This window comes from Parabacteroides sp. AM17-47 (assembly GCF_003434625.1).
GTDB lineage: Bacteria > Bacteroidota > Bacteroidia > Bacteroidales > Tannerellaceae > Parabacteroides > Parabacteroides distasonis.
Window position 1 is genome coordinate 99,702 of the sequence record NZ_QTLI01000002.1, and the last position, 23,678, is coordinate 123,379.

Here is a 23,678-nt window from a genome sequence, read left to right on the forward strand (position 1 = left end):
TTTTTATTTATACTAATGTTCATCCTCAGTCTTACACCCGCAAAAACCAAACTCCTCCATCGCACGTTCTTGCGGGGTGATGAAATAAACCATCTCGGCACGGGTACACAACTCATTCGCCGAGTTATAGATCTCGGTCTCTATGAAGATGGCGTTCCGTTTCCGGTCTGTCATCCGTCCCCGTATCGTCAGCTGGGGCTCGTCCGTAGAGATACTCTTCATAAACTTGGCGTCGAGGCGTGAAGTCACCCCGGAGGTCTGCAACTTCCGCAAGACCACCCAGCCGGCCAACTCATCCATCAGCGTAGTCTGTATACCTCCGTGCAACGTACGCAGCCATCCTTGGTAAGTACCTTGAGGCTTCCAGAACGCCACGATATCGTCACCATCCTCAAAAAACTCCATATGCAGCCCCAGCGGATTGTTCGGAGCACAACCGAAACACATATAACCGTCCAGCCCTTCCCACGGATTAATTATCTTTTTCATATCACGAAAACAATATTTATATGTTTTTTGTTGCTCAAAGTTAACAAAAAAGCCGGCTCTTGAAAGGAACCGGCTCTATAAATATCACAAAAATACTCAACACGACTTATTCCTCGATCTCCGGTTGAAGGAAATCCACGAAGCAAAGGGCGGCCAACGCCGTTCCATAGCGTTTCTCGATCGTGATTCCCTCGGTGATAAAGTTAAGCTCTCCAAGATAATACTTCCCATACGTCTTCTGATGAAGATCGTTGATAACACGGATCAGACGAGACTCAAGCTCCTCGATACGGTAACGTCCGCTGACCTCACACACCAGACCACCAACCTTCTCGTCGAAGTTCTCATCCTTATACATCCATGCGTAAACCACACCAGCAGACACGAACTCATCCTGATATCCATGGGATACAGCCATGATCGTTTTCATTTCCGAACCAAATGGAGGAAGGTCTAGTTCATCCATGGTTGCCAGATGTGCCGTAGCGGGTATCACTGACGAATACGTCATGATATTGAAATCAGAGATACCGGCGTCATAAAGAGCCATGTGGTAAGAACCAGCGTGTTTCTCCAAGTCTGATTCGCCACTTCCTTTTGTAATAAAAAAGGTGTTTGGAATTAAATTCCCAACTTTCTTTACCATCTACAAATATGTTTTACTAATTAATAAAAGCTTAAGAGCGCACAAAAATAGAAACTTTCGCGATATATAACGCATAGTTTTCCCTATAAAACTTTAGCCGCAAACATATTTTCACTAAAAAATCATCACCGAACCCAGAACTTTCATCCCCTCGGCTCTGTTTATATAGTAAATCAACATAAAAAACTAGAAGACAATGCTTACATTATGTTTAAGTTTATTATTAATGATCACAAATAGTCAAATAACAGATAAAAAAGAAGAAGTTATGAAATTCGAGTTAATCCAGTTACCGTACGCAAACGACGGTTTAGAACCAGTTATCAGCAAACAAACAATTGATTTCCATTACGGAAAACATTTATTGAACTATGTAAATACCCTTAATAAGCTGATTGAGGGCACGAAATTCGAGAACGCTCCGCTGGAGCAGATCGTTCGTGAGTCTGACGGAGCCATTTTCAACAATGCCGGCCAAGTATTGAATCACAATCTATATTTTACCCAATTCTCCCCGAACGGAGGTGGCGAGCCTACGGGTAAGCTAGCCGAGGCTATCAAGTCTACGTGGGGATCGTTCGAGAACTTCCAGAAAGAGTTCGTGGCTGCCGGTACAGGCTTGTTCGGCTCAGGATGGGTATGGTTGGCTAAAGATAAAGACGGCAAACTTTCAATTACCAAAGAGCCCAACGGTAGTAACCCGGTCGTTAAGGGATTGACTCCGATCATGGGATTCGATGTATGGGAGCATTCTTACTATCTGGATTACCAGAACCGCCGTGCGGATCATTTGAACGCATTGTGGGGGATTATTGACTGGGAAACCGTTGGTAAGAGATATTGATTTAATTTGATGTAAGTTACGTGTAGAGAAGAGCCGCCCGGGAGTTGTCCCGGACGGCTTTTTTCGTTCCCTTTTGAAAAAAAATACCTCCAGCTATTGCATCGTAAGATATTATTACTACCTTTGCACCCGCAAACGAATAACAGATGCCTCTTTAGCTCAGTTGGCCAGAGCACGTGATTTGTAATCTCGGGGTCGTTGGTTCGAATCCGACAAGAGGCTCAAAAGAATGTATTGGAATGGGCAGTTACCAGAGTGGCCAAATGGGGCTGACTGTAACTCAGCTGGCTTTCGCCTTCGGTGGTTCGAATCCATCACTGCCCACGAATAAAAAGGACTCTTCTTAGAGTCCTTTTTTGTTTCTATCCATAAAAAAGTCCTTCCCTATCACTAGGAAAGAACTTTCAAAAAGCAAGAGAGATTCACTCCCTGCCAAATCCCCATCTATTTAAACGATCAAACCGACCTATTTCAAATTTAAGGCGCTTCTCTCGGCAGCTATGGATGCTTTTGCCGGAGTAGACTTGCGTGAACAATAATTGAATTCCACAGACTTATCGCCATCGAATGACTTCCATTTTAATTTCAACTTAACCGTCTTACCATTCGTATCCGGAAGGCTATCCAATTTAAAAGCGACCAGTCCATCCGCATATGCGCCATATACATCGCCATAAGCATTATGGCGGAACTCTACCTCATAAGGATTCTCCGGGTCCTTGCCTGTCAGTAGGTTTACAAAATGAGCCTTATTGCGGTCTCCCCAGATCGTCCTGAAACGGAGTGTCAGATATCCGTCCTCGGCGATGGTAACCCAATCGTTCACGATCTCCACAGGGTCAGAGCCATAGATCGAATCGTTGCTAGTCACCCCCAAATCCGGAGCGATTGGTTTTGTAAGGATACTGTCGATCCAATTAATATTTACGGCCTTGCTGTAAATTCCGCTAGACTCGTTCGTCTCGTCAAAATTCACCAACGCTCTCACCTCCTTCTGCCCGAAGGGAGAAGAGGTCATATTGACAGGCAACAAGGTCGTGCTATCATCCAATTGAAGAAAATATGAACCATCATCGACCGGCTTAACCGTCACCAACGCATTCGGCAACACTTTACTGTAAGGATAATCATCATCATCGTCCAAGCAAGATTGAAACCCCATAAAACAAGTAGCCGCCATTACACCTACAACTAATTTCCTAAAATTAAAGAATCCGTTCATAATACTTCCTTTCTAAGTTTATCAATTAAACTAATCAACCTTTTAATTCTATAAAATTAGAAATGCGTTTTAGGGCGGAAATGCTGCATATGCGTATGTTAATTAAACCAAACAAGGCATGTCTCCTTACTTCACGGCGAAATTATACTCGAAAGTATACTTATAAGAGCTTGCGGTTCCTCCGTCATTCTCATCGATAGTCATACACATTATATAATCTCCCACGGTGGTATAGGTGTATTTGTACTCAGCTTTCACCTCGCTCTGGTTAGGGATCGTATAGGTGTAGGCACGGATCGGAAGATTCCGGTTCTGAACACCATATAATAGGTTCAAGGGAGTCACAGCTTCAAAATCAACCGGAGCAAAAGAGCCGATCACACGTAGAGGATAATTTTCAGGCCTCTCCACCGTACTATACTCATACTCCATCCGATCCTGATTCCGAGAAAAAGTTACCACATTCCCGTTTTCCCAATAAAACTTATCATATTCCCTGTAATCCTCACTCTCATACCCTTGACCGTCTTCTTTCGGCCAACGAGCTACCCATGAGGTCAACACCAGATTAGATCCGGAATAACCATACTTATATTCATCACTCACATAGACCTCATTACTCGCATACGAATTTTTCCTCAAGACGTTCTTTGCCGTGATCACATTTCCACTTAATATATATTCTCCTAGTTCGTCCCCGGTAGAGATATCTATCATCAAATATTTGTTGTCAGAAGAGAAAAGACGAAACTCTTTATCTCCATGGAAAGATATACTCGATATTTTCCCGTCATTCATATAATTGATATCAGCGGTAAAAAGCGGGCTTGAAGCTCCGTCTTTATAACAAGAAACTTTCGTTAGCTTATTCAATTCCGGAACAACGGGATCGTCATCGTCTCCGCAGGCCGTCAGGCTAGCGGCCCCTATTAGTAACAAAAATAGATACTTCTTCATCATTCTTTCGTGTTTTAATCTGTTACGGCAAAAATAGGGCTTTTAAATGAATAACCACTAAAGTAACCTATTTTAAGTGTTCCTGTTTGAAAAAATGCTTCTAAAATCGTAGTTTTGCTCCATCAATATCAAAGATAACGATCTATCTTAAAATAGTTTACAATAAGTAATAATGTAAGATAAACAATATCTAAAATTTAATAACATGAAAATGAAACAACTGACAGTAGCGATGATCACCCTCCTACTCACCGCCTCTTGTAGTGAAAAACAACAAGATTACCCTTTCCGGAATCCGGATCTTCCCTTGGAAGAACGTATCGACGACTTACTATCCCGACTGACACCGGAGGAGAAAATCGGCCAAATGATGAACGTAACCCCCGCCATCGAGCGTTTGGGAATCCCGACTTACGACTGGTGGAACGAGGCTCTTCACGGCGTGGCTCGTGCCGGACGTGCGACCGTATTCCCGCAAGCGATCGCCATGGCGGCTACCTTCGACGATAACGCCGTTCACGAGACCTTCACGATGGTCAGCGACGAGGCCCGTGCCAAATACCACCAATACCAGAAAGACAAGGAGTACGACCGTTACAAAGGTCTTACTTTCTGGACCCCGAATATCAATATCTTCCGTGACCCTCGCTGGGGACGGGGTATGGAAACCTATGGCGAGGACCCTTACTTGACCGAGAAGATGGGCGTAGCCGTAACCCGCGGATTGCAAGGCGATGATCCTAATTATTATAAGACACACGCTTGCGCCAAGCATTACGCCGTACACAGCGGCCCGGAATGGAACCGCCACGAATTCAACGCAGAAGCTACCCCTCGTGACTTGTACGAGACGTATCTTCCGGCTTTCGAGGCATTAGTTAAGGAAGGCGATGTACAAGAGGTAATGTGCGCCTACAATCGTTTCGAGGGTAAACCTTGCTGTAGTAGCGACAAATTATTGATCGATATCTTGCGTAACAGTTGGGGATACGACAATATCATCCTGTCCGATTGCGGTGCTATCGATGATTTCTGGAGGAAAGACAAGAATACGCCTCGTCATGAGACGCACCCGGACGCTGAGAGCGCATCCGCCGACGCCGTATTGAACGGTACCGACCTAGAATGTGGCGGTAGCTACCGTGCGCTAAACAAAGCCTTGGCCGACGGTAAGATCTCGGAGAAAGATCTGGACGTATCCTTACGCCGCCTACTGAAAGGCCGCTTCGAGCTAGGTATGTTCGATCCGGACGAGCGGGTTCCTTATTCTAAGATACCTTACAGCGTAGTCGAGAGCCCGGAGCATATCGCCAAGGCACTGGATATGGCACGTAAAAGTATCGTTTTGTTGAAGAACAAGAATAATATGCTTCCACTGGACAAGAATATCAAGAAGATCGCCGTAGTCGGACCGAACGCGGCGGACTCTACCATGCTATGGGCCAACTACAACGGCTTCCCGACCAAGACCGTTACGATCGTGGAAGGTATCCGCAATAAAGTCCCGAACGCAGAGGTTATCTACGAGCTGGGTTGCAACCATACCGCCGATTTTGTCGTGACAGACCTAGGTAGCCACGTATCTTCCACGGCGGGACAGGGTTTCGCCTCCGAATTCTTCAACAATACCGAGTTCGAGGGTACCCCCGCCTACAAGGGATTAGCGAAAGAGCTTCATTATACCACCGGAGGTAACACCCAATTCGCCCCGAACGTGAACTTGACAAATTTCACGGCTCGCTTTACGGGTGAATTCGAGTCTCCGATAGATGGTCCTGTCGAGTTCAAACTATCCGGAAACGACGCATTCCGCCTGTATATCGATACGGCTAAAGTCGCCGAGGTATGGGAAAACGAATATGGAGCGGAAAAACTCTATACGCTAAACGCTAAGAAAGGTGAGAAATATCCCATAAAGATCGAATATATGCAACGCACGGGTAGCGCTGACCTGAACTTTACGGTAGGCGTACGCACACCCGTAGATTTCCAAGCTACGGCCAGCAAGGTTAAAGACGCTGATGTCATCGTATTCGTAGGTGGTATCTCTCCACGTCTGGAAGGTGAGGAAATGCCGGTAGACGCTGAAGGTTTCCGGAAAGGCGACCGCACGAATATCGAGATCCCGGCCGTACAGAAGGAAATGGTCAAAGCCTTGGTAGCCACCGGAAAGCCTGTAGTATACGTGGTATGTACGGGTAGCGCATTGGCATTGAACTGGGAGAACGATCATGTAAACGCTATCTTGAACGCTTGGTATGGCGGACAAGAAGGTGGAACAGCCGTGGCCGACGTTTTATTCGGAGACTATAACCCGGCCGGACGCTTGCCGATCACGTTCTATAAATCCGTAGACCAGCTTCCGGACTTCCAAGATTACAGCATGAAGGGCCGTACCTATCGTTACATGACGCAGACTCCGCTTTATCCGTTCGGTTATGGCTTGAGCTATACAACATTCGATTATAAGAACGCTAAGTTGTCAAAGGATAAGATCGCTTCCAACGAATCGGTTACCCTCTCCTTCGATATCGCCAATACAGGCAAGATGGATGGTGACGAGGTCGCTCAGATCTACATCAAGAACCCGAACGATCCTGCCGGACCGCTAAAAGCGATGAAAGCATTCAAACGTGTGAACGTGAAGGCTGGCAGCGAACAACCGGTTAGCATCCAATTGGAACCGAAAGCTTTCCAATCCTTCAATGACAATACGCAGACCATGGAGGTTCGCCCGGGTAAATACCAAATCCTATATGGAGGTTCCTCGGACGATAAGACACTGAAAAAGATTGATTTAGTAATTGAATAAAAACACTATTGTATTCACGGCTGAACACAATAGTATTCATAGAAAAACACAGTAGTATTCACAATCGAATACTACTGTGTTTTTCTATGAAGGTAATGATCAGAATTTTTTAATCAAGAAAGACGGATTGATACGCATGTAAACCCCTGCCGTAAAACTCGTGGCGTTTCCCATCGGTTGTTTTACTCCATCCGCATCATTCATATCTCCGGAGAGATGATGAAAAACGTCCACATCTACTCCTATCGAGAAACCCTTCGCTAGTTGCCGGGAATATTCCACCCCCAGATAGATCATTTGCGGACGGTCGAACGTAACCCCCTCATCAATCATCGAGGCCGCCCCGAAAAACGGGCTACCAAACATAGAGATGAAATCCTTGCAGGTCCAATACGACGTTTTCACCCGAAAATCATAGATATCGGCGGAAGCACGGGCATACAAGCCATATCCGCTGTCAAAAGGCCATATCTCTCCCGCTTGCTGATAATAACCGGTAGCATCCAGTTCCACGTTCAAGTTCTTGAAAATACGATGTCCGGTATTCCATACACCTCCGACACCGATCGCGCCATTCATCAAGGTTTGCACAGAATTGTTGAAGATCGTGTCGATCTCGCCTCCCCTATGCTGCACCAATCCTTGCACCGGCGTATAGAAATGGAAACGGGAAGCCGGGTCGTTGTACTTTACCCGCGAAGAGATCCCGACGGTAAACGCCTCTTGATGCACATCCTCCCGGAAAATAAAGCTCTGCCAGTTCACCCACACATCCAAGTCGAAAGCCTTCGAGTCATACAACAACTGCAAGCCCGCCTCGGGATCGCAGGTCAAATTCAACTCCGGATTATAAAGAGGCTCTATCAAATTATGGTTGGAAGCGCCGTAAATATTTCCCAGCACGATGTTCACATGATCCGAGAGGGCCATCTGCGCCCGGAAATAGGGCAACACATGTACCCCTTTTTGGTATTGGTCTCCCTTCCAATAAGCGATATCCTGATAAGCCATGCTCGGATATTTATTCGCCCCATGATAGATCAACATATGGACACCCGCCTCCAACTTGATATTCCGCAAGGGATAATAAACCGCTTTGCCTTGTACCCAAAGCCCCGGCAACGAATACCCCTTGGTAAATTTACCCGTATACTCGTTATCCTTGAAGAAGCTAATATTATCCAACTCCACGGACAACTCCCGGGCCTTCTCCGGGTCGATATGATAATCCGTCTTATAGACACGATCCGCGATCTGCGCCTTCAGCGAGGGAGACCAACTCCCCAATCCCATCAAGCAAAGACCCACAATGAGACTCCTAACACCTATATTCTTCATCACTCTTAAAATTTCTCGCGAACATAAACAAAATACACTGAAAAAAGAAAGCGGGGAAACGGAAGTTTTCACCTCGTTTCCCCGCTTTTTCGTCTTATTTTAAAAATTTCTTTCTTCTAAAATTTAACGTCTAGGGATAGCTTCTTTAACAACCATCTGACGACCTTCGTACTCAGCTTGGTTCAACTCCTCGATAGCTTTTTGAGCCTCTGCAGCGTTAGGCATCTCAGCGAAAGCGAAGCCCTTAGAACGTTTTGTGTCACGGTCAACAATGATTTTAACTGAGTCTACAACACCATACTCTTCCAGAATCTGTTGTAAGTCTGATTCTCTTACCCGATAATTCAGGTTTCCAATGTAAATATTCATACGAAAATGATATAAAAAAATAAAAATTAATAATAAAACAAGGATGGTTGGTGAAGTCAATCTCTAAAAGAAAGTATTATCATCGCTGATGAATAAATGCTAAAAGATAAAAGAGCTATACAAACTATCTTTTGTTCATGGCACAAAGGAAAGCATTCTATTTGAATTAGCAACTATAAAACGATAATTATTTTCAAAAAAACATTCAAGCTCTTTATAACGTCTTTGTTGTTCTAGTCAAATAGTCCTAATTTATAGAAATTTTGACCAATTATATCAACGATATAGCCTAAAACTATCTCAGAAATCTCGTAACTTTGCGAAATTATTATTTGAACTAATAAAAGTTATGGATTACGCGATCATTGCCGCCGGCGAAGGCTCCCGCTTGGCGCAAGAAGGTGTTAAGTGGCCAAAGCCTCTGGTTAGACTCAACGGTGTCGCTCTGATAGACCGGTTGATAGACGTTTTTTTGAAAAATAACGCTACCTCTATCAGTATCATCGTAAACGAGGAGATGACCGAGGTACAGGATTACCTGAAGGCCCTGCGACTACCTATACCCTTTTACCTGTTGGTAAAATCCACCCCCAGCTCTATGCACAGCTTCTACGAGCTGAGTCATTATCTGGATGGTGATAAGATTTGTTTAACTACTGTAGACACGATCTTCAAGGAAGAAGAGTTCAGCGGCTATATCCAACAGTTCATCCAAGAGGATAAACTGGACGGATTGATGGCCGTCACTGATTTTATTGATGACGAGAAACCCTTATATGTAGAAACAGACAACGAACTTTACATCCGGAATTTCCTAGATCAGGCAGACGGTGATTGCCGTTACATATCGGGAGGTATCTATTGCTTGAGGCGTCCGGCTCTGGGTGTATTGAACAACGCCATCTCGCAGGGAATGTCGAGAATGCGCAATTATCAACGGCAGCTCATCGTCGAGGGGTTGAGGCTAAAGGCCTATCCTTTCAGCAAGATCATCGACGTGGATCACGCCGATGACATTTTGAAAGCCGAATCATTTTTAAAGTCATAAAGAATACTGTCTAACAATGAGTAAATTAACTTTAGCAGGTATCCGCAGAGGAAATCAATTCTCCCCCAATCATATCGGCAACGACGCGGCGATCTTCGCCTTGACAGCCCAGCATTTACGAAAATTGGGATGCGATGTAAACGAATATATCGAATCGGATCTGCTGCTACAAGACCCGAAGGAAAAGGGTATCTTTAATATGGTAAGAGACTGGAAGTCCATCCATAAGCTGCAAGAACTAGAGGATAAAAATTATTTCGTGGTGAACTCGGGTTACGGGATCGAGAATTGTACCCGTGAGAAAATGACCCGCCTCCTATTATCCAATCATATCTCCCATCCGGAAAGCTTAATCTTACGGACAGATGAGGATCCGACAGAAGCCCTTGAGAAAGCCGGTTTCTTTAATTGCTGGATCAAACGGGGAGATTTCCACGCCATCCACCGGGAAGACGTCACCTACGTAAGAAACCCGGAAGAGGCGAAAAGCATATTGAAGGAATACGCTATCCGTGGTATCCCGTCGGCGGTAATCAATGAGCATCTGGTAGGCGACTTGGTGAAATTTTATGGGGTGGCCGGAACCGATTTCTTTTATTGGTTCTATCCGTCAAACATGCATCATAGTAAATTTGGTTTAGAGGCTATCAATGGAACAGCGAAGGGGATCCCCTTCGACGAAGCGCAGCTTCGTCTGCTCTGTCACAAGGCTGCGGAGGTATTGAACGTGCATATATACGGGGGAGATTGTATCGTCTCCGAGGATGGTGTCATGCGAATTATCGATTTCAACGATTGGCCTAGTTTCGCCCCTTGCCGGGAAGAAGCGGCTCCAAACATCGCACGTCGCATCTGGGATCTTATGCGAGAACACATCTAAATCGTTTTAACAAAATCAATCATGAGTAAGACTAAGTCTACTCCCAGTCTGGAGTCAACCTTAAAATCTCTGGACACCGAGGAGTTTATCGATATTCATTTCTATCGTCCCATTGGTTACCAATGGGCTTTGTTCTTTAATAAATTGGGAGTATCGCCCAATAGCATCACGATCGCCAGCATCTTTATCGGCATAGCGGCAGGTATCTGTTTCTATTTCCAGAGCCTCGCTATCAACGTGATCGGCATGTTACTGTTAATCTGGGCAAACTCATATGATAGCGCAGACGGACAATTGGCCCGTATGACCGGACAGAAAAGTGCCTTGGGACGTATCTTGGACGGTGCCGCCGGCGATTTCTGGTTTATCGCTATCTACGCGGCAATCTGCTTACGCCTCACGCCGGAATGGGGAATATGGATCTGGCTATTGGCGGCTACGACGGGATTCTTCCATAGCAAGCAAGCGGCCATGGCGGATTATTATCGCAATATTCACTTGTTGTTCTTGAAAGGTAAATCGGGTAGCGAGCTCTCCCACTCTCCCCAATTGAAGGAGAATTATAAGAAGATGAGTTGGAAGCATGACTTTATCTATAAATTGTTTGAGACCTTCTACATTAATTATACGATAGGTCAAGAAGCATGGACACCTAAATTCCAACACATGATGAACATCATCCGTGAGAAATACAACGGACAAGCGCCGGAATGGTTCCGTAAGGCTTTTCGAACAAAGAGCCTGCCATTAATGAAATATACAAATATGCTATCATTCAATACCCGGGTGATCGCTTTGTTTGTCAGCCTTTTCATCGACATGCCTTGGCTGTATTTCGTATTCGAGCTGACCGTATTAAACTCGATGTTGCTCTATATGATCAAAAAGCATGAGCATATTTGTGAAGATTTCAGCAAACAGTTATAACGTTTTTTTACCCCATTCGATTATGTTCAATTTAGACAAAGTAAAAGGAATCCTCTTTGATTACGGCGGAACGATAGACAGTAACGGCATGCACTGGGCAGAGGTGATCTGGATGGCGTATGAGGCCTTGAAGGTTCCCGTATCCAAAGCGGTTTTCCGTGATGCCTATGTACATGGAGAAAGAACGCTTGGAAAGAATCCGATCGTGAAGCCTCATCATACGTTTCTGGATATGTTGCGCTTGAAAAGCGATTTACAAATCCAATGGCTGAAAGAGAACGGGCATTTATCCGCCGAGGCGATTACCCCGGAGTTACCGGAACAATTAGCGGATTGGTGTTACGAATACGCCCGGAAGGCAATCGATAGCGCCCGCCCCATTCTGGAGCAATTAGCGGAACGTTACCCATTGGTATTGGTATCGAACTTCTATGGGAACATAGAATCCGTGTTGAAAGATTTCGGTTTGGATCATTTATTCGGCGCTATCGTGGAATCGGCGGTCGTAGGTATCCGTAAGCCAGACCCGGCGATCTTCCGATTAGGAGTGGATAAACTGGGATTTCCCGCCGACGAGATTGTTGTCGTAGGTGATTCCTATGATAAGGATATCGTCCCCGCCACCCGGATCGGATGCCAGACAATCTGGCTAAAAAGTATTGGTTGGAGCGCTTATAAAGGAAATGAGACTGCCGATATCGTATTATCCGACTTCACGGAAATAAAGCAAGTATTCGCTTTATAGAATATACATTTTAGACCAGTATAAGCTCAGAAATGACCTTTTTTGGTACTGATAGCATCCTAACTTTGCATATAAAAAAGTTAGGATGCTATGTTTTTAAAGAAATACATATGGCTTTCTGCCGCTACACTCCTCACGGCTTGCGACTTAATCGACTATCATCCGTATGACGGTCGTCTGGATTCCGATACTTCCCGGGAGATCAACCCGACCAATATCGAGCGTATCGAGAAAGTCTGCGAAGGGAAGGACACGATCCGTTTTATTTTTATGGGCGATACCCAGCGGAGTTATAACGAGACGGAAGATTTCGTCAAGTACGTTAATCAATTAGATAGCATCGATTTCATTATCCATGGAGGAGATTATACGGAGTTCGGCTTAAAGAAGGAATTCGAGTGGAACGATGATATCTTGTCCAAACTAAAAGTGCCTTACGTAGGATTGATCGGTAATCACGACGTGATCGGTAATGGCGACCAAGTATTTCGTAAAATCTTTGGGAATGAGAACTTCTCGTTTGTCGTGAGCGACGTGAAATTCGTATGCCTCAATACGAACGCTATCGAGTATGATTATTCCCATCCGGTACCCGATTTTAATTTCCTAAAGAATGAGATAGCGGATAGTACCCGTAATAAACGCACGATCGTAGTCATGCACGCCCCTCCCGGGAACGAACAGTTCGACAATAACGTGAAAGACGTGTTCCAACTTTATATCAAGACATTACCATCTTTAATGTTCTGCTTGCATGCGCATAACCATTGCGTATCGGCAGCCGATTTGTTTGAGGATGGTATTATCTACTACGGTTGCGCCAATATCGCCAAACGAAGTTATCTTCTTTTTACCTTAACCTCTGACGATTATATGTATGAAGTGGTCAATTTTTAAGCTTCTCCTCTTAACTTGTGTCTTTCCCCTTACACTCCATGCGCAAGAGGATAAATACACGAAACGAGTGCAACGGTACGAGAACGCATGGCAACGGGTCATCCCCCGCTATACGAAAGTACAATTCGCAGGTTCCATGGCGATGCTCTCCGTGGGTACCGGTTGGAATTATTACCGGAATCATTGGGAAACGGATATGTTGCTGGGTATCGTCCCCCGCAACGCGAATGATCACGCGAACGTGACTTTCACCTTGAAACAAAACTATTTTCCTTGGAATATCGATCTGGGAGAAAAAGTATCTTTCGAGCCTCTTTGTTGCGGTATCTACGTAAATTTCCTATTTGACCGGGATTTCTGGGCCAAGCAACCGAATAAGTATCCCCCGGGATATTATTGGTTCTCCACCCGCATCCGTAACCATATCTTTATCGGGGAGCGGATCACGCTCAAACTGAATCCAAATAGTAGCTGGCATAAATCCATCAGCTTCTTCTATGAGTTGAGCACTTGCGATTTGTATATAATAAACGCTATCGGCAACAGCTACTTGAAGCCAAAAGATTATTTAAGCCTTTCATTCGGGGTGAAACTACAGATCCTATAAAAGCAAGAAACGGAAGACATTCACTGCCCTCCGTTTCCCTAAACTACATAAAACACTTAAAAGAACAAACGTTGTCTATCAGAACGCTAGACCTAAGCGGATACCCCAGTTATTCAAACCATCGATATGATAGCTGAGGACATCCCCCTTGTTGGTAGCGTAGTTATAATAAGCGGCCATATGTACGCCGATCTGTTTCTGAGGTGTGAAGTACACGGTCATACCGATCTCGGGAGCTACATAGAATCCCCAGTTACGATCGTAAACCTTCAACACGTTCATGTAGGTAGACATCTCACTATAGCTAGCACCTAACTGAGCGCCAACATACGGTTGGAATTGTCCTTCCGGAGCGAAGTTATAACGGAAAGCTGCGCCAAAAGGCAACTGGAAGATAGAATGCTGTTGATCGGAAGTGATTACGGATGTTGAGTTTACCGGAATCGTCTGGCGGTCTACATACTCATTATTTGTATGATAAGAGATGAACGCACCTATAGCGAAATTAGGAATCACATAGTAACCACCCTCAGCGTGAGCACCCCAACCGCTAGTCTTCTTAGAGAAGTCTTGACCGAACGGAGAGTTGATCTGCCAGTCTACATTAAAATACGCATTTTTCAAAACCTGGGCACCAGCCAGAGCAGGCATCGCCATACAAACGATGAGTAAAGCGATTAATTTATTTATCTTTTTCATAGAACCTCAAACTTTTAATCATTCGAATTATTATTTCTTTACGTACGGAGATTGTACAAATGCTTGCTCGATAGCACGAACAGCTAGCTGAGTGTCGAATTTATCAGAACCAGACAACAAGCCACTCATGTAAGCGGTCCAAAGAACCGGAAGTTTAGCGTCTGCCTTAGAAGCGGCAGGAGCATCCAAATCCACTAACTCAGTCAACAAGGAACCTACACTATAGCTATACACTACAGGATACGGGTAATACCAATTTCCCCAACCCGGTCCCCAGTAACCCGGACTCCAATATCCCGGATAGTTCCACCACCAGTACGGGTAGTTGTAGCCATCGTTGTAGTCAGCGAAATATTGAGTACTTTGTACGTAAGAAACTTGCAGACCTAAGTCGGCGTTATCTTTGTCTAGCGTGCGTTTGAAACCGCGGCTTTCCATATTATTCACCAACGTAGTGATAATATCGTCTGCTTCATTGGCTGTCCAGAACTGAGGTTTCTCGCTTGTGCCGATAACCAATACACTATCCGGAATGTAGAACGTAGTGAACGATTCGAATTTCGCGTCCTTATCATGATTCGTGAACACCAGAAAATCATTGTCCAATTTCGACATGTCCGGGTCCTTTTGGCAAGAAGCCAGCAGAAGAACTAACAGAAAAAAAGGAAAAATCTTTTTCATCTCATTTTAACGTTTAAAACAGTTTATACTATTATTTGTGCTTATATATAAGTCACTATTAAAACAGCATGAGTTGAAAAAGGTTCTAAAACTATCCTTTTGGGTGTGTTAATTAACATATCCTAACCATACGACGGGCTTATGGTCACTGTAGTCTAAATTAGGAGAATCATAAGTTACACCCTTAAAATCAGGAGAATAAATTATGTAATCAATTCGAAATATACGCTTTAATTGACGAAAGGTGTACCCGAAACCGGAGCCACAGTCACGGAACCCATCCGTTAAATCACCTTTCACGGTACGGTACGTATAAGAGGCCGGTGTATCATTAAAATCACCGCAAAGAATCACGGGCCCCTCCCCGGCATCCAACATCTGACGGATATAATCCGCCTGAGTAGCCCGTTTCACGAAATTCTTCTTCATCTGAAAAGCCATATGGAAGGCGGCCTCGGTTTCCTCCAATTGTTTACCCTCGGCATGGGCTTGGTAAAGACGAGGCTTTACGGCATTCACGCTAGTCGTTTGGAAATGGTTATTAAATACACGAACACTATCCCCTTGGATATCCATGACGGCAAACAAGGATTTATTGCTAGACTCCGGGTATAGGATAGACTCAAAACGAAGGATCGGATATTTACTGAAAATAGCGTTGCCCGCCGCTTTCGTAGCCGAACGGGTAGAGCAATAATACGGTAGGAACGATAAGGTCTTGGCGAGAGAATCCATCCGCAGGGCCGATTCAACGGGGCATTCTTGGAGGCAAACGATATCCGGGTCCTCCTTTCTCAGCCAATCCGCTATATTAGGAAGCTGTTTCTTTCCGTCCGTATTGAAATTATTCACGTTATAGGTAATCACCTTAACCGCTTCTTTCCCTATCGGAATCTCTTTAGGGAAGACCCGTATCTGGAACATCGATATCAAAAACTCCCAGTTCAACAATAACGCCACCAAAGGTACCCAGCACCAATGACTCCTAAAGACACACCACATCAAGAAAAGACATAGATTGACCGCCAATACCGGTAATAACACCAATCCGGGAAACGAGATCCACTCCTTCCCTTCCGGATTCATACGTCCGGTAGCGAATCCGGCTATGGCCGCCACGGCAAAAGCGATCGTAATCAACACAAATAAAGTATATATCAACTTCTTCATCCTTCCTATCCTGCGATTTAAACAAAAAAGGGACTATCCGGAAAAGACAGTCCCCCAATTCATACACTATAACCTGTCCGCTTCCGGCAGGGATAGCTTAAAAAAACTTATCGAAGCGTTCCTTGTTGAGCCTCTTGGATCATCTTCTGATTAGCCAAGATCACGATCTCAACACGACGGTTCAACGAACGACCCTCGGGAGTGTCATTGCTAGCCACAGGATCATGTATACCTTTGCCTTCATAAACCATACGATCCGTGCTTACCCCCTGCATCATCAGGTAATCGTAAACGCTCTTCGCACGTTTCTCGGACAAGGTCTGGTTATAATCCACCTTACCGGTGTTATCCGTAAAGCCGATGATTCGGATATCCGTATCCGGATTGGCCTTCAAACTGGTAGCGAAGTTACGCAAGGCACTCTTGGAAGCGTCGCTCAACGTACTCGAGTTCGTGGCAAACAAGATACCGGAGTCAAAAGTAACCTTCAAGGCCTCACCATTGTTCACGCTCTCGATCTTCGTGTCCTCAGGCAGGGTAGCTTCCAGCTCCTTCTTCTGCTTATCCATTTTCTTACCGATTAACGCACCGGCTGTACCACCTACGGCCGCACCGATCACGGCACCCAATGCGGTATTTCCGGCCAAGGCACCAACACCAGCTCCGACAGCGGCACCACCGCCTACACCGATCGCCGTACCCTTCGCCGTGTTATTCCACGTTCCGCAACTCGTAAACACCACTGCCATACATAGCAGTAAAACAGATAATAATTTAATGTTCCTCATCATCTTCTACAATTTCACTTAAACAACTTTATATATATAACAAATATCAATCAAACATGTTGATCGAATCGCAATATTCAAGTTCTCCTTGTACTATAAAAGTGATTTCCTCCGGTTCGAATTTGCCTACGCCGTCTTTCTGGGCGTTCTTAATTACATAATTTACAACCTCTTCCTCATCGATCTCGATCTCATCGTCGCCATCATCATCTAGCATGCCATTAGATTCATAGAAGTCGTAGATCAAGTCTACGATATAGTTGATATCGTCATTACTGAACTTTCCTTTCAGTTCTTGGGGAAGATAATTCTGGATAAATTTTACGGAATCATCCTCGTCATAAAGTAGCTCGTCATTGTTCGTGCTCATAATTAATCTTGTTTAATTGGTTTGAATAGCGGCAAATGTACGGAAATATTTTGATTTTATATCCCAAAAACAATTAAGCTTATTTACGGACGTGACTTAACAAAAGCAAATGCCCTTACTTGAACATAGTTCTAAAAGAACTTGAGTATCAAATGACTATATGTAAATAAATGATGGGGTGTATTTTGATTTTAACACAAATAAGACTGGCTTTAGTGTTTTTTGTGATCCATAAAGATATTGGAAGTCTCTTTGGGGTACTCGGTTGGAAATATATTCTTTCAAAGAAAATATCATGCGGAACAGTAAATTGCCCGGAAGCTATAAAAAATAATAGGTCTATATGATAATCAAGTATTTTTATTACCTTTGCTTCCTATAAAACCTAAGCTCTTTTAGAACTCAGTAAATGTATTAAATTATGATTACAATGGAACCTAAAATACAAAGTACCACAAGTACCCGAGCTCTCCGGAGCAAAATCGGGCCTATCAAGGCTTACTTATTCAAGACCTCATATGTAATCAGTCCAATCACGCCAAGCGATCTTAAACATTCCATGAAAGGTGCCTACAAATCATTCCTGTCTAAAACCGATCAAGCATACGGCCATTCCACGTCAACAATCAACCCCAAACTTTACCCTATTTCTACCTTTAAGCAAATGAGCCTCGTAGTAGTCCCGAGTTTCATGATAGAGTCCCCATTCGAGGTAGTGGCGATAGCTCTTATCGCCTTTCTACTTATCCTCCTTTCGATGAGGGAACATCGGCATAAGAAAGACATTCTTGACACCGAACGAAATATGGCCGAAGAAGTGATCCGCTTACGTGAGAAGGCGGAAGAATCAAACCGGTTGACAAGTGCTTTCCTCGCCAATATGAGCCATGAGATACGGACCCCATTGAATGCGATCGTAGGTTTCTCGACCCTTATCAGCGAAAGTGAGGATAAAGAGGAGATCAAAGAATTCGCTAAAATCATTCACGCAAACAATGAGCTACTCCTTAATTTAATCAATGACATACTCGATATGTCAAAAATAGAAGCCGGTATATTGGATTTCCTTTATACGGAAGTGGAGATTAACGAGCTTATACAAACCCTATGGCGGAGTTACCGATTCAAGATCAAGGAAGGAGTAGAATTCCGCACGGAACTGCCTGCGGAAAGCTACATTATCCATACTGAGAGAAACCGTTTATCCCAAGTACTGGCTAATTTCATCAATAATGCTTGCAAATACACTTTCGAGGGAATGATAACGATCGGATATGAAATAAGGAAAGACGATATTTATTTCTTTGTTACCGATACGGGAAAAGGGATAGCTGAAGAAAATATCTCCCGTGTTTTCGATCGATTCGCTAAATTAGATTCCTTCACCCAAGGTACGGGGCTCGGGCTGTCTATCTGTGAATTAATCATTAAACATTTAGGTGGAGAGATCGGCGTGGAGTCAAGCGTTGGAAAAGGATCTACATTTTGGTGCACGGTTCCCACCCGGAAATAATCGCACCAAGCCGTATCTACCTATTAGTGAAAAATAAAAAGGCGGAATGATTCACATAGGATCATTCCACCTTCATTATTTTATAGAAACACCACGCTTAACGTCAAGCGTTCAAGTCTACTTTAGTTCTTAAATTCCAGACCATCGTCTTTCCTATCGATCACGATCGGGCGGTTACGGTCTACCGTTCCACCCAGCAAAGCCTTTGACAACTCGTTCAAGACATACTTCTGAATGACACGTTTTACCGGACGGGCACCGAATTGAGGATCGAAGCCCTTGTCGGCGATAAAGTCCAAGGCCTCGTTCGTGAAGTCCAAGGCGACACCGTTCGTAGCCAACATCTTCTTCACGCTGTTCAACTGCAAGGATACGATCTTGCGAATCTCCTCCTCGTTCAGCGGAGTAAACATGATGATATCGTCGATACGGTTCAAGAACTCCGGACGGATCGTCTTCTTCAACAGTTCCAGTACTTGGATCTTCGTCTCGTCTACCACCTTGTCATGCGTGGCGGGTGTCATCTTCTCGAAGTTCTCACGAATCAAAGAAGAACCTAGGTTACTTGTCATGATAATGATCGTGTTCTTGAAGTTGACAACACGGCCTTTGTTATCCGTCAGCCGTCCATCATCCAAGACTTGCAACAAGATGTTGAATACATCCGGATGCGCCTTTTCGATCTCATCGAACAAGACAACTGAGTAAGGTTTCCGACGAATCGCCTCCGTCAACTGTCCACCCTCATCGTAACCCACATATCCCGGAGGCGCACCGATCAAACGAGTCGCGCTGAATTTCTCTTGATACTCACTCATATCGATACGGGTCATCATATTCTCGTCATCGAACAGATACTCGGCCAACGCCTTGGCCAACTCCGTCTTACCCACACCGGTAGTACCGAGGAAGATGAAAGAACCGATCGGTCGTTTCGGATCCTGTAAGCCGGCACGACTACGACGAACCGCATCGGCGATAGCGTTGATCGCCTCTTCCTGACCGATCACACGGGTATGAAGCTCGGACTCCAGACGTAATAACTTATCTTTCTCGCTCTGCATCATCTTGCTGACTGGAATTCCAGTCCAACGGGATACCACATCGGCGATATCGTCGCTATCCACTTCCTCCTTGATCATAGCCGCGGCACCTTGCATCGTCTTCAACTTAGCCTGTACCTCCCTGATCTCCTCTTCCTTTTGCTTGATCTTACCGTAACGGATCTCAGCGACCTTGCCGTAATCACCCTCACGCTCCGCCTTGTCAGCCTCAAACTTTAGGTTCTCGATATCGATCTTATTTTGCTGGATCTTATTGATCTGCTCCTTCTCGCTCTGCCACTGAGCCTTTTGCTTAGTCTCCTCCTCCTTCAAGTCGGCGATCTCCTTATTCAGTAGCTCTAATTTCGACTTGTCGTTCTCACGCTTGATCGCCTCACGCTCGATCTCTAACTGTTTGATACGCCGGGAAACCTCATCCAACGACTCCGGTACGGAATCGATCTGCAAACGCAGACGGGCGGCGGCTTCATCCATCAAATCGATCGCCTTATCCGGCAAGAAACGATCCGTGATATAACGGGTAGACAACTGCACGGAAGAGATAATCGCATCATCCTTGATACGTACCTTATGGTGATTCTCGTATTTCTCCTTCAAACCACGAAGGATGGAGATCGTATCCAACTCACTCGGCTCATCTACGATAACGGTCTGGAACCGACGCTCAAGCGCCTTATCCTTCTCAAAATACTTCTGATACTCATCCAACGTCGTGGCACCGATCGAACGTAGCTCACCACGAGCCAAGGCCGGTTTCAAGATGTTAGCTGCATCCATGGCGCCTTCGCCTTTACCGGCTCCTACCAAGGTATGGATCTCATCGATAAAGAGGATGATCTCACCCTCGGATTTCGTAACCTCGTTCACCACCGCTTTCAAACGTTCCTCGAACTCGCCTTTATATTTAGCTCCGGCGATCAATGCGCCCATATCCAACGAGAAGATCTGTTTAGACTTCAAGTTCTCGGGAACGTCACCCCGAACGATACGATGGGCCAACCCCTCAGCGATAGCAGTCTTACCTACACCCGGCTCACCGATCAAGATCGGATTGTTCTTCGTACGGCGGCTCAAGATCTGCAAGACACGGCGGATCTCCTCGTCACGTCCGATCACGGGGTCCAGTTTACCGCTACGGGCACGCTCGTTCAAATTGATGGCGTATTTTCCTAAGGCATCGTACGTATCCTCGGCGGATTGGCTTGTCACCTTATTCCCTTTACGCAATTCCTCGATTGCTTGACGTAACTCTTTCTCTGTCACGCCGGCGTCTTTCAATATCTGTGAAGCGGTGCTCTTTTCCGTGAACAACGCCAAGATGATCGGCTCCAACGATACATATTGATCCCCCATTTTAGAGGAATAATCGATCGCCTTCTGTAAGACAGCGTTCGACTCGCTAGAGAGATAGGGTTCGCCTCCCGAAACCTTAGGATAAGATTCGATTTGGCGATCCAGTACCATATTCAGGTTTTGAGCGTTTACCCCTAATTTCTGAAAGATAAAATTAGTAACACTCTCACCCGTCATAATGACAGCTTTCAACAAGTGAACAGGTTCGATAACCTGTTGGTTATTTTTGGTAACCAACTGTACGGCTTGTTGAACAGCTTCCTGCGCCTTGATTGTAAAATTGTTTAAATTCATATATTTAAGCTCCTTTCTTATATTCTTTTCTAATTTATTTTACACTTATATCCTTACAAAAGAAATACCAAAACGAAAATATGACATTTTGTCTTAATATTATAAAACAGAATAGAGAACTCCCCGTCAAACCGTCCATTTCGGATGTCATTAGGACGTATCTTTTCAGAAAGAACAAAAGAGAGAGAAAAAGGTTTTGATAGTAAACGCACAGTATCTAGGTAAAAACAGTCAATGTTCTCAAAAAAAAACACGTACGAGTTTTTCCGGAAACACGTACATGTTTTTTGAAATTCACGTACGTGTTTTTTTCGAGTGGTTATATCCTATAAATCCAACAATTTACGGATAGTCATTATAATACTTCCACGTATTCTCCCGTTTCCTGTTTCTCTTCTTGTCACGGGCACTTTTCCAGAAAATAGTCTCTAGTAAATCCTCTGCGTCGAAATAGACTCTTATGGTAGCAAGTACCCCTCCCCTTCGCTGGCCATCCTTCACGACATCCGAGTATATATTAGTCAGTTTTACGTTGGCAGCCATAGGAACCTTACCTACCTTAAACTCTTTCCAATCCTGATTCTTAGGGAGCCTAATCGTGTGCGCTTGCTTCTGTATGGCCAATGAACGGGAAGGTGACTTAAAATTCAGCAGCATGAATAGGACTGGGGTAATCGAATCATAATTGGTCAACCTACGTAAAGTATCTAACTGTACATATTCCGAGAAGTCTTTCGTAATCGGCAACTCACTTGGTGAGGATAACATATGGGTTCCCGGTTGATCGGGTCGTAGAAAAGTCCCGCTTTCTATCGCCTTCTGAAACTCAGGATTCAAACGTATCTCCTCCTTGCCGGATAAAAATTCTTGCAGGCGCAAAGAATCCTGTTCCGTCCACTGCGCATGGGCCATCGTAGGTAGGATGAATACTATCAAAAGGAATATAGGTCGCATCTTCACGTCTCTCATCTTCATAATCCTCATTACATTTCTATCACCAAGACTCATTCCTCCATTAAATCCCCCATTCGAGTCGAGATACTTTAAGATTTATTGGGATGCTTATACCCTATTTGAATCTTAATATGGATTACCTTTATGCGATCAATCCAAATCCAATATAGATATGTTGATATTATTATCTCCGGCTAAGACAATGACCGGGACATCCAAGATAAAAGCGCCGCAAGGCACGACTCCACGTTTCCAGCAAGAGGCGAACGAGATCGCCCTGAATATGACCCAATTTCCCATTGACGAATTAAGTCGTATCCTCAAGCTCAGCCCGAAACTGGCGGCGGAATGTTACCGCAGATACCAAGATTTTCATGCGGAAAACAACCAGCCCTTGCAAGCGATACTCGCCTATACCGGTGTCGTATTCAAGAATATCAGCCCGAAAGACTTCACGGAGGAGGATTTTCTTTTCTCGCAAGAACATATGCGTTTCGTATCGGGATGCTACGGGTTACTTCGCCCATTAGACCTTATCAAGCCTTACCGGATGGAGTTCGACGTAAAAATCCCAGAACTAGGCGACGGGAATATGTACACCTTCTGGAAGGACAGGCAAACAAATACATTAATCCATGACGTCCGACAGGGAGACGGAATCCTACTGAATCTAGCCAGCTTGGATATCCAACCCTCTTTCCAGTGGAAGGAGGTGGAGCGATCCGTCCGGATCATCACGCCCGAGTTCAAGATCTGGAAGAACGGCAAAGCGGAGACGATCGTGATCTATGCCAAGATGTGCCGGGGACAAATGAGCAGCTATCTCATAAAGAACCGGATTTCTGACCCGGAGGCATTAAAAGCATTCACATGGGAAGGCTTTTCCTATAAAGAATCCATGTCCGAGGGGGATAATTGGGTATTTCTACAAGAATAATTCTAGGCTTATCCAATAAAATCAGATGATCTACGTTTTATAAGAACAATTCGTAAAAATCATAAAAAGGTTTA

General features: G+C 44.6%; 23 protein-coding genes and 2 tRNA genes. 12 read left to right on the top strand and 13 right to left on the bottom strand.

The genetic code is table 11. The features are described from left to right. Nucleotides 1–12: 12 nt before the first annotated feature. Both DW205_RS01775 and DW205_RS01780 read right to left on the bottom strand, forming a co-directional pair. Nucleotides 13–489: a PaaI family thioesterase gene (locus DW205_RS01775; protein WP_005856732.1), complete on the bottom strand. Its 477-nt coding sequence runs from the start codon at nt 487–489 to the stop codon at nt 13–15. Nucleotides 490–595: 106 nt separating this feature from the next. After that, a complete protein-coding gene (locus tag DW205_RS01780) occupies nt 596–1,135 on the bottom strand; it encodes a pyruvoyl-dependent arginine decarboxylase (protein WP_005856730.1) in 540 nt (179 codons plus the stop codon). A gap of 196 nt (nt 1,136–1,331) precedes the next feature. Between DW205_RS01780 and DW205_RS01785 the strand changes: the two genes are divergently transcribed. The 3 genes from DW205_RS01785 to DW205_RS01795 all read left to right on the top strand — a co-directional run bounded on the left by DW205_RS01785 (nt 1,332) and on the right by DW205_RS01795 (nt 2,303). Continuing rightward, nucleotides 1,332–1,979 (top strand): superoxide dismutase, encoded by a 648-nt coding sequence (locus DW205_RS01785; protein ID WP_005862137.1) that lies wholly within the window; start codon nt 1,332–1,334, stop codon nt 1,977–1,979. A gap of 148 nt (nt 1,980–2,127) precedes the next feature. Then, nucleotides 2,128–2,201, top strand: a tRNA-Thr gene (locus DW205_RS01790). 19 nt (nt 2,202–2,220) lie between these two features. After that, nucleotides 2,221–2,303, top strand: a tRNA-Tyr gene (locus DW205_RS01795). A 142-nt stretch (nt 2,304–2,445) separates the two neighbouring features. Here the strand turns inward: DW205_RS01795 and DW205_RS01800 are convergent. After that, the gene (locus DW205_RS01800; RefSeq protein ID WP_005856726.1) at nt 2,446–3,201 is read right to left on the bottom strand and encodes a NigD-like protein; all 756 of its coding nucleotides are present in this window, start codon (nt 3,199–3,201) and stop codon (nt 2,446–2,448) included. Nucleotides 3,202–3,327: 126 nt separating this feature from the next. Beyond that, the gene (locus tag DW205_RS01805) at nt 3,328–4,158 is read right to left on the bottom strand and encodes a DUF5032 domain-containing protein (RefSeq protein WP_005862134.1); all 831 of its coding nucleotides are present in this window, start codon (nt 4,156–4,158) and stop codon (nt 3,328–3,330) included. A gap of 205 nt (nt 4,159–4,363) precedes the next feature. Between DW205_RS01805 and xyl3A the strand changes: the two genes are divergently transcribed. Beyond that, nucleotides 4,364–6,970 carry a xylan 1,4-beta-xylosidase gene (xyl3A, locus tag DW205_RS01810; protein ID WP_005862132.1) on the top strand — a complete coding sequence of 869 codons (2,607 nt, stop codon included), beginning with the start codon at nt 4,364–4,366 and terminating at the stop codon, nt 6,968–6,970. Nucleotides 6,971–7,069: 99 nt separating this feature from the next. Here the strand turns inward: xyl3A and DW205_RS01815 are convergent, their stop codons facing one another. Both DW205_RS01815 and DW205_RS01820 read right to left on the bottom strand, forming a co-directional pair. After that, entirely contained in the window at nt 7,070–8,308 is a 1,239-nt protein-coding gene (locus DW205_RS01815) for a hypothetical protein (RefSeq protein ID WP_005862130.1), read from the bottom strand. 123 nt (nt 8,309–8,431) lie between these two features. Beyond that, complete coding sequence (locus DW205_RS01820; RefSeq protein ID WP_005856718.1) at nt 8,432–8,677, bottom strand: RNA-binding protein; 246 nt, start codon at nt 8,675–8,677, stop codon at nt 8,432–8,434. A gap of 349 nt (nt 8,678–9,026) precedes the next feature. Between DW205_RS01820 and DW205_RS01825 the strand changes: the two genes are divergently transcribed. From DW205_RS01825 to DW205_RS01850, 6 genes are all read left to right on the top strand, one after another. Continuing rightward, nucleotides 9,027–9,725, top strand: a complete 699-nt coding sequence (locus tag DW205_RS01825) for an NDP-sugar synthase (RefSeq protein WP_005862127.1) — start codon at nt 9,027–9,029, stop codon at nt 9,723–9,725. Nucleotides 9,726–9,741: 16 nt separating this feature from the next. Then, nucleotides 9,742–10,605, top strand: a complete 864-nt coding sequence (locus tag DW205_RS01830) for a hypothetical protein (protein ID WP_005862125.1) — start codon at nt 9,742–9,744, stop codon at nt 10,603–10,605. Between the two features lie 21 nt (nt 10,606–10,626). Beyond that, complete coding sequence (locus DW205_RS01835) at nt 10,627–11,532, top strand: CDP-alcohol phosphatidyltransferase family protein (RefSeq protein ID WP_005862123.1); 906 nt, start codon at nt 10,627–10,629, stop codon at nt 11,530–11,532. Between the two features lie 22 nt (nt 11,533–11,554). Next, nucleotides 11,555–12,277, top strand: a complete 723-nt coding sequence (locus DW205_RS01840; protein WP_008778335.1) for an HAD family hydrolase — start codon at nt 11,555–11,557, stop codon at nt 12,275–12,277. Nucleotides 12,278–12,367: 90 nt separating this feature from the next. Continuing rightward, nucleotides 12,368–13,174 carry a metallophosphoesterase gene (locus DW205_RS01845; RefSeq protein ID WP_005862119.1) on the top strand — a complete coding sequence of 269 codons (807 nt, stop codon included), beginning with the start codon at nt 12,368–12,370 and terminating at the stop codon, nt 13,172–13,174. Next, entirely contained in the window at nt 13,155–13,781 is a 627-nt protein-coding gene (locus tag DW205_RS01850) for a hypothetical protein (RefSeq protein ID WP_005862117.1), read from the top strand. Before DW205_RS01845 ends, DW205_RS01850 begins: the two co-directional genes overlap by 20 nt. 78 nt (nt 13,782–13,859) lie before the next feature. On the opposite strand, the gene DW205_RS01855 is transcribed toward DW205_RS01850, so the two are convergent. From DW205_RS01855 to DW205_RS01875, 5 genes are all read right to left on the bottom strand, one after another. Further along, nucleotides 13,860–14,480 carry an outer membrane beta-barrel protein gene (locus tag DW205_RS01855; RefSeq protein WP_005862115.1) on the bottom strand — a complete coding sequence of 207 codons (621 nt, stop codon included), beginning with the start codon at nt 14,478–14,480 and terminating at the stop codon, nt 13,860–13,862. Nucleotides 14,481–14,510: 30 nt separating this feature from the next. Next, the gene (locus DW205_RS01860) at nt 14,511–15,161 is read right to left on the bottom strand and encodes a DUF4136 domain-containing protein (protein WP_005862113.1); all 651 of its coding nucleotides are present in this window, start codon (nt 15,159–15,161) and stop codon (nt 14,511–14,513) included. Between the two features lie 108 nt (nt 15,162–15,269). Beyond that, a complete protein-coding gene (locus tag DW205_RS01865) occupies nt 15,270–16,331 on the bottom strand; it encodes an endonuclease/exonuclease/phosphatase family protein (RefSeq protein WP_005862111.1) in 1,062 nt (353 codons plus the stop codon). A gap of 107 nt (nt 16,332–16,438) precedes the next feature. Next, complete coding sequence (locus DW205_RS01870; protein WP_005856698.1) at nt 16,439–17,119, bottom strand: OmpA family protein; 681 nt, start codon at nt 17,117–17,119, stop codon at nt 16,439–16,441. 46 nt (nt 17,120–17,165) lie between these two features. After that, nucleotides 17,166–17,489 carry a hypothetical protein gene (locus DW205_RS01875; RefSeq protein ID WP_005856696.1) on the bottom strand — a complete coding sequence of 108 codons (324 nt, stop codon included), beginning with the start codon at nt 17,487–17,489 and terminating at the stop codon, nt 17,166–17,168. A 430-nt stretch (nt 17,490–17,919) separates the two neighbouring features. On the opposite strand from DW205_RS01875, the gene DW205_RS01880 reads away from it, so the two are divergent. Continuing rightward, entirely contained in the window at nt 17,920–19,002 is a 1,083-nt protein-coding gene (locus tag DW205_RS01880) for a HAMP domain-containing sensor histidine kinase (protein ID WP_224202333.1), read from the top strand. A gap of 122 nt (nt 19,003–19,124) precedes the next feature. On the opposite strand, the gene clpB is transcribed toward DW205_RS01880, so the two are convergent. Both clpB and DW205_RS01895 read right to left on the bottom strand, forming a co-directional pair. Beyond that, nucleotides 19,125–21,713: an ATP-dependent chaperone ClpB gene (gene clpB / locus DW205_RS01885; RefSeq protein WP_005862109.1), complete on the bottom strand. Its 2,589-nt coding sequence runs from the start codon at nt 21,711–21,713 to the stop codon at nt 19,125–19,127. A 342-nt stretch (nt 21,714–22,055) separates the two neighbouring features. Continuing rightward, the gene (locus DW205_RS01895; protein WP_008778334.1) at nt 22,056–22,688 is read right to left on the bottom strand and encodes a DUF4858 domain-containing protein; all 633 of its coding nucleotides are present in this window, start codon (nt 22,686–22,688) and stop codon (nt 22,056–22,058) included. Nucleotides 22,689–22,839: 151 nt separating this feature from the next. Between DW205_RS01895 and yaaA the strand changes: the two genes are divergently transcribed. Beyond that, nucleotides 22,840–23,604: a peroxide stress protein YaaA gene (gene yaaA / locus DW205_RS01900; RefSeq protein ID WP_005862105.1), complete on the top strand. Its 765-nt coding sequence runs from the start codon at nt 22,840–22,842 to the stop codon at nt 23,602–23,604. Nucleotides 23,605–23,678: the final 74 nt, after the last annotated feature.

Bases quoted from the DNA above. Each gene is read 5' to 3' on its own strand.
- DW205_RS01775 (WP_005856732.1), bottom strand. From the start codon at position 489: ATGAAAAAGATAATTAATCCGTGGGAAGGGCTGGACGGTTATATGTGT.
- DW205_RS01780 (WP_005856730.1), bottom strand. From the start codon at position 1,135: ATGGTAAAGAAAGTTGGGAATTTAATTCCAAACACCTTTTTTATTACA.
- DW205_RS01785 (WP_005862137.1), top strand. From the start codon at position 1,332: ATGCTTACATTATGTTTAAGTTTATTATTAATGATCACAAATAGTCAA.
- DW205_RS01800 (WP_005856726.1), bottom strand. From the start codon at position 3,201: ATGAACGGATTCTTTAATTTTAGGAAATTAGTTGTAGGTGTAATGGCG.
- DW205_RS01805 (WP_005862134.1), bottom strand. From the start codon at position 4,158: ATGAAGAAGTATCTATTTTTGTTACTAATAGGGGCCGCTAGCCTGACG.
- xyl3A (WP_005862132.1), top strand. From the start codon at position 4,364: ATGAAAATGAAACAACTGACAGTAGCGATGATCACCCTCCTACTCACC.
- DW205_RS01815 (WP_005862130.1), bottom strand. From the start codon at position 8,308: ATGAAGAATATAGGTGTTAGGAGTCTCATTGTGGGTCTTTGCTTGATG.
- DW205_RS01820 (WP_005856718.1), bottom strand. From the start codon at position 8,677: ATGAATATTTACATTGGAAACCTGAATTATCGGGTAAGAGAATCAGAC.
- DW205_RS01825 (WP_005862127.1), top strand. From the start codon at position 9,027: ATGGATTACGCGATCATTGCCGCCGGCGAAGGCTCCCGCTTGGCGCAA.
- DW205_RS01830 (WP_005862125.1), top strand. From the start codon at position 9,742: ATGAGTAAATTAACTTTAGCAGGTATCCGCAGAGGAAATCAATTCTCC.
- DW205_RS01835 (WP_005862123.1), top strand. From the start codon at position 10,627: ATGAGTAAGACTAAGTCTACTCCCAGTCTGGAGTCAACCTTAAAATCT.
- DW205_RS01840 (WP_008778335.1), top strand. From the start codon at position 11,555: ATGTTCAATTTAGACAAAGTAAAAGGAATCCTCTTTGATTACGGCGGA.
- DW205_RS01845 (WP_005862119.1), top strand. From the start codon at position 12,368: ATGTTTTTAAAGAAATACATATGGCTTTCTGCCGCTACACTCCTCACG.
- DW205_RS01850 (WP_005862117.1), top strand. From the start codon at position 13,155: ATGAAGTGGTCAATTTTTAAGCTTCTCCTCTTAACTTGTGTCTTTCCC.
- DW205_RS01855 (WP_005862115.1), bottom strand. From the start codon at position 14,480: ATGAAAAAGATAAATAAATTAATCGCTTTACTCATCGTTTGTATGGCG.
- DW205_RS01860 (WP_005862113.1), bottom strand. From the start codon at position 15,161: ATGAAAAAGATTTTTCCTTTTTTTCTGTTAGTTCTTCTGCTGGCTTCT.
- DW205_RS01865 (WP_005862111.1), bottom strand. From the start codon at position 16,331: ATGAAGAAGTTGATATATACTTTATTTGTGTTGATTACGATCGCTTTT.
- DW205_RS01870 (WP_005856698.1), bottom strand. From the start codon at position 17,119: ATGAGGAACATTAAATTATTATCTGTTTTACTGCTATGTATGGCAGTG.
- DW205_RS01875 (WP_005856696.1), bottom strand. From the start codon at position 17,489: ATGAGCACGAACAATGACGAGCTACTTTATGACGAGGATGATTCCGTA.
- DW205_RS01880 (WP_224202333.1), top strand. From the start codon at position 17,920: ATGGAACCTAAAATACAAAGTACCACAAGTACCCGAGCTCTCCGGAGC.
- clpB (WP_005862109.1), bottom strand. From the start codon at position 21,713: ATGAATTTAAACAATTTTACAATCAAGGCGCAGGAAGCTGTTCAACAA.
- DW205_RS01895 (WP_008778334.1), bottom strand. From the start codon at position 22,688: ATGAAGATGAGAGACGTGAAGATGCGACCTATATTCCTTTTGATAGTA.
- yaaA (WP_005862105.1), top strand. From the start codon at position 22,840: ATGTTGATATTATTATCTCCGGCTAAGACAATGACCGGGACATCCAAG.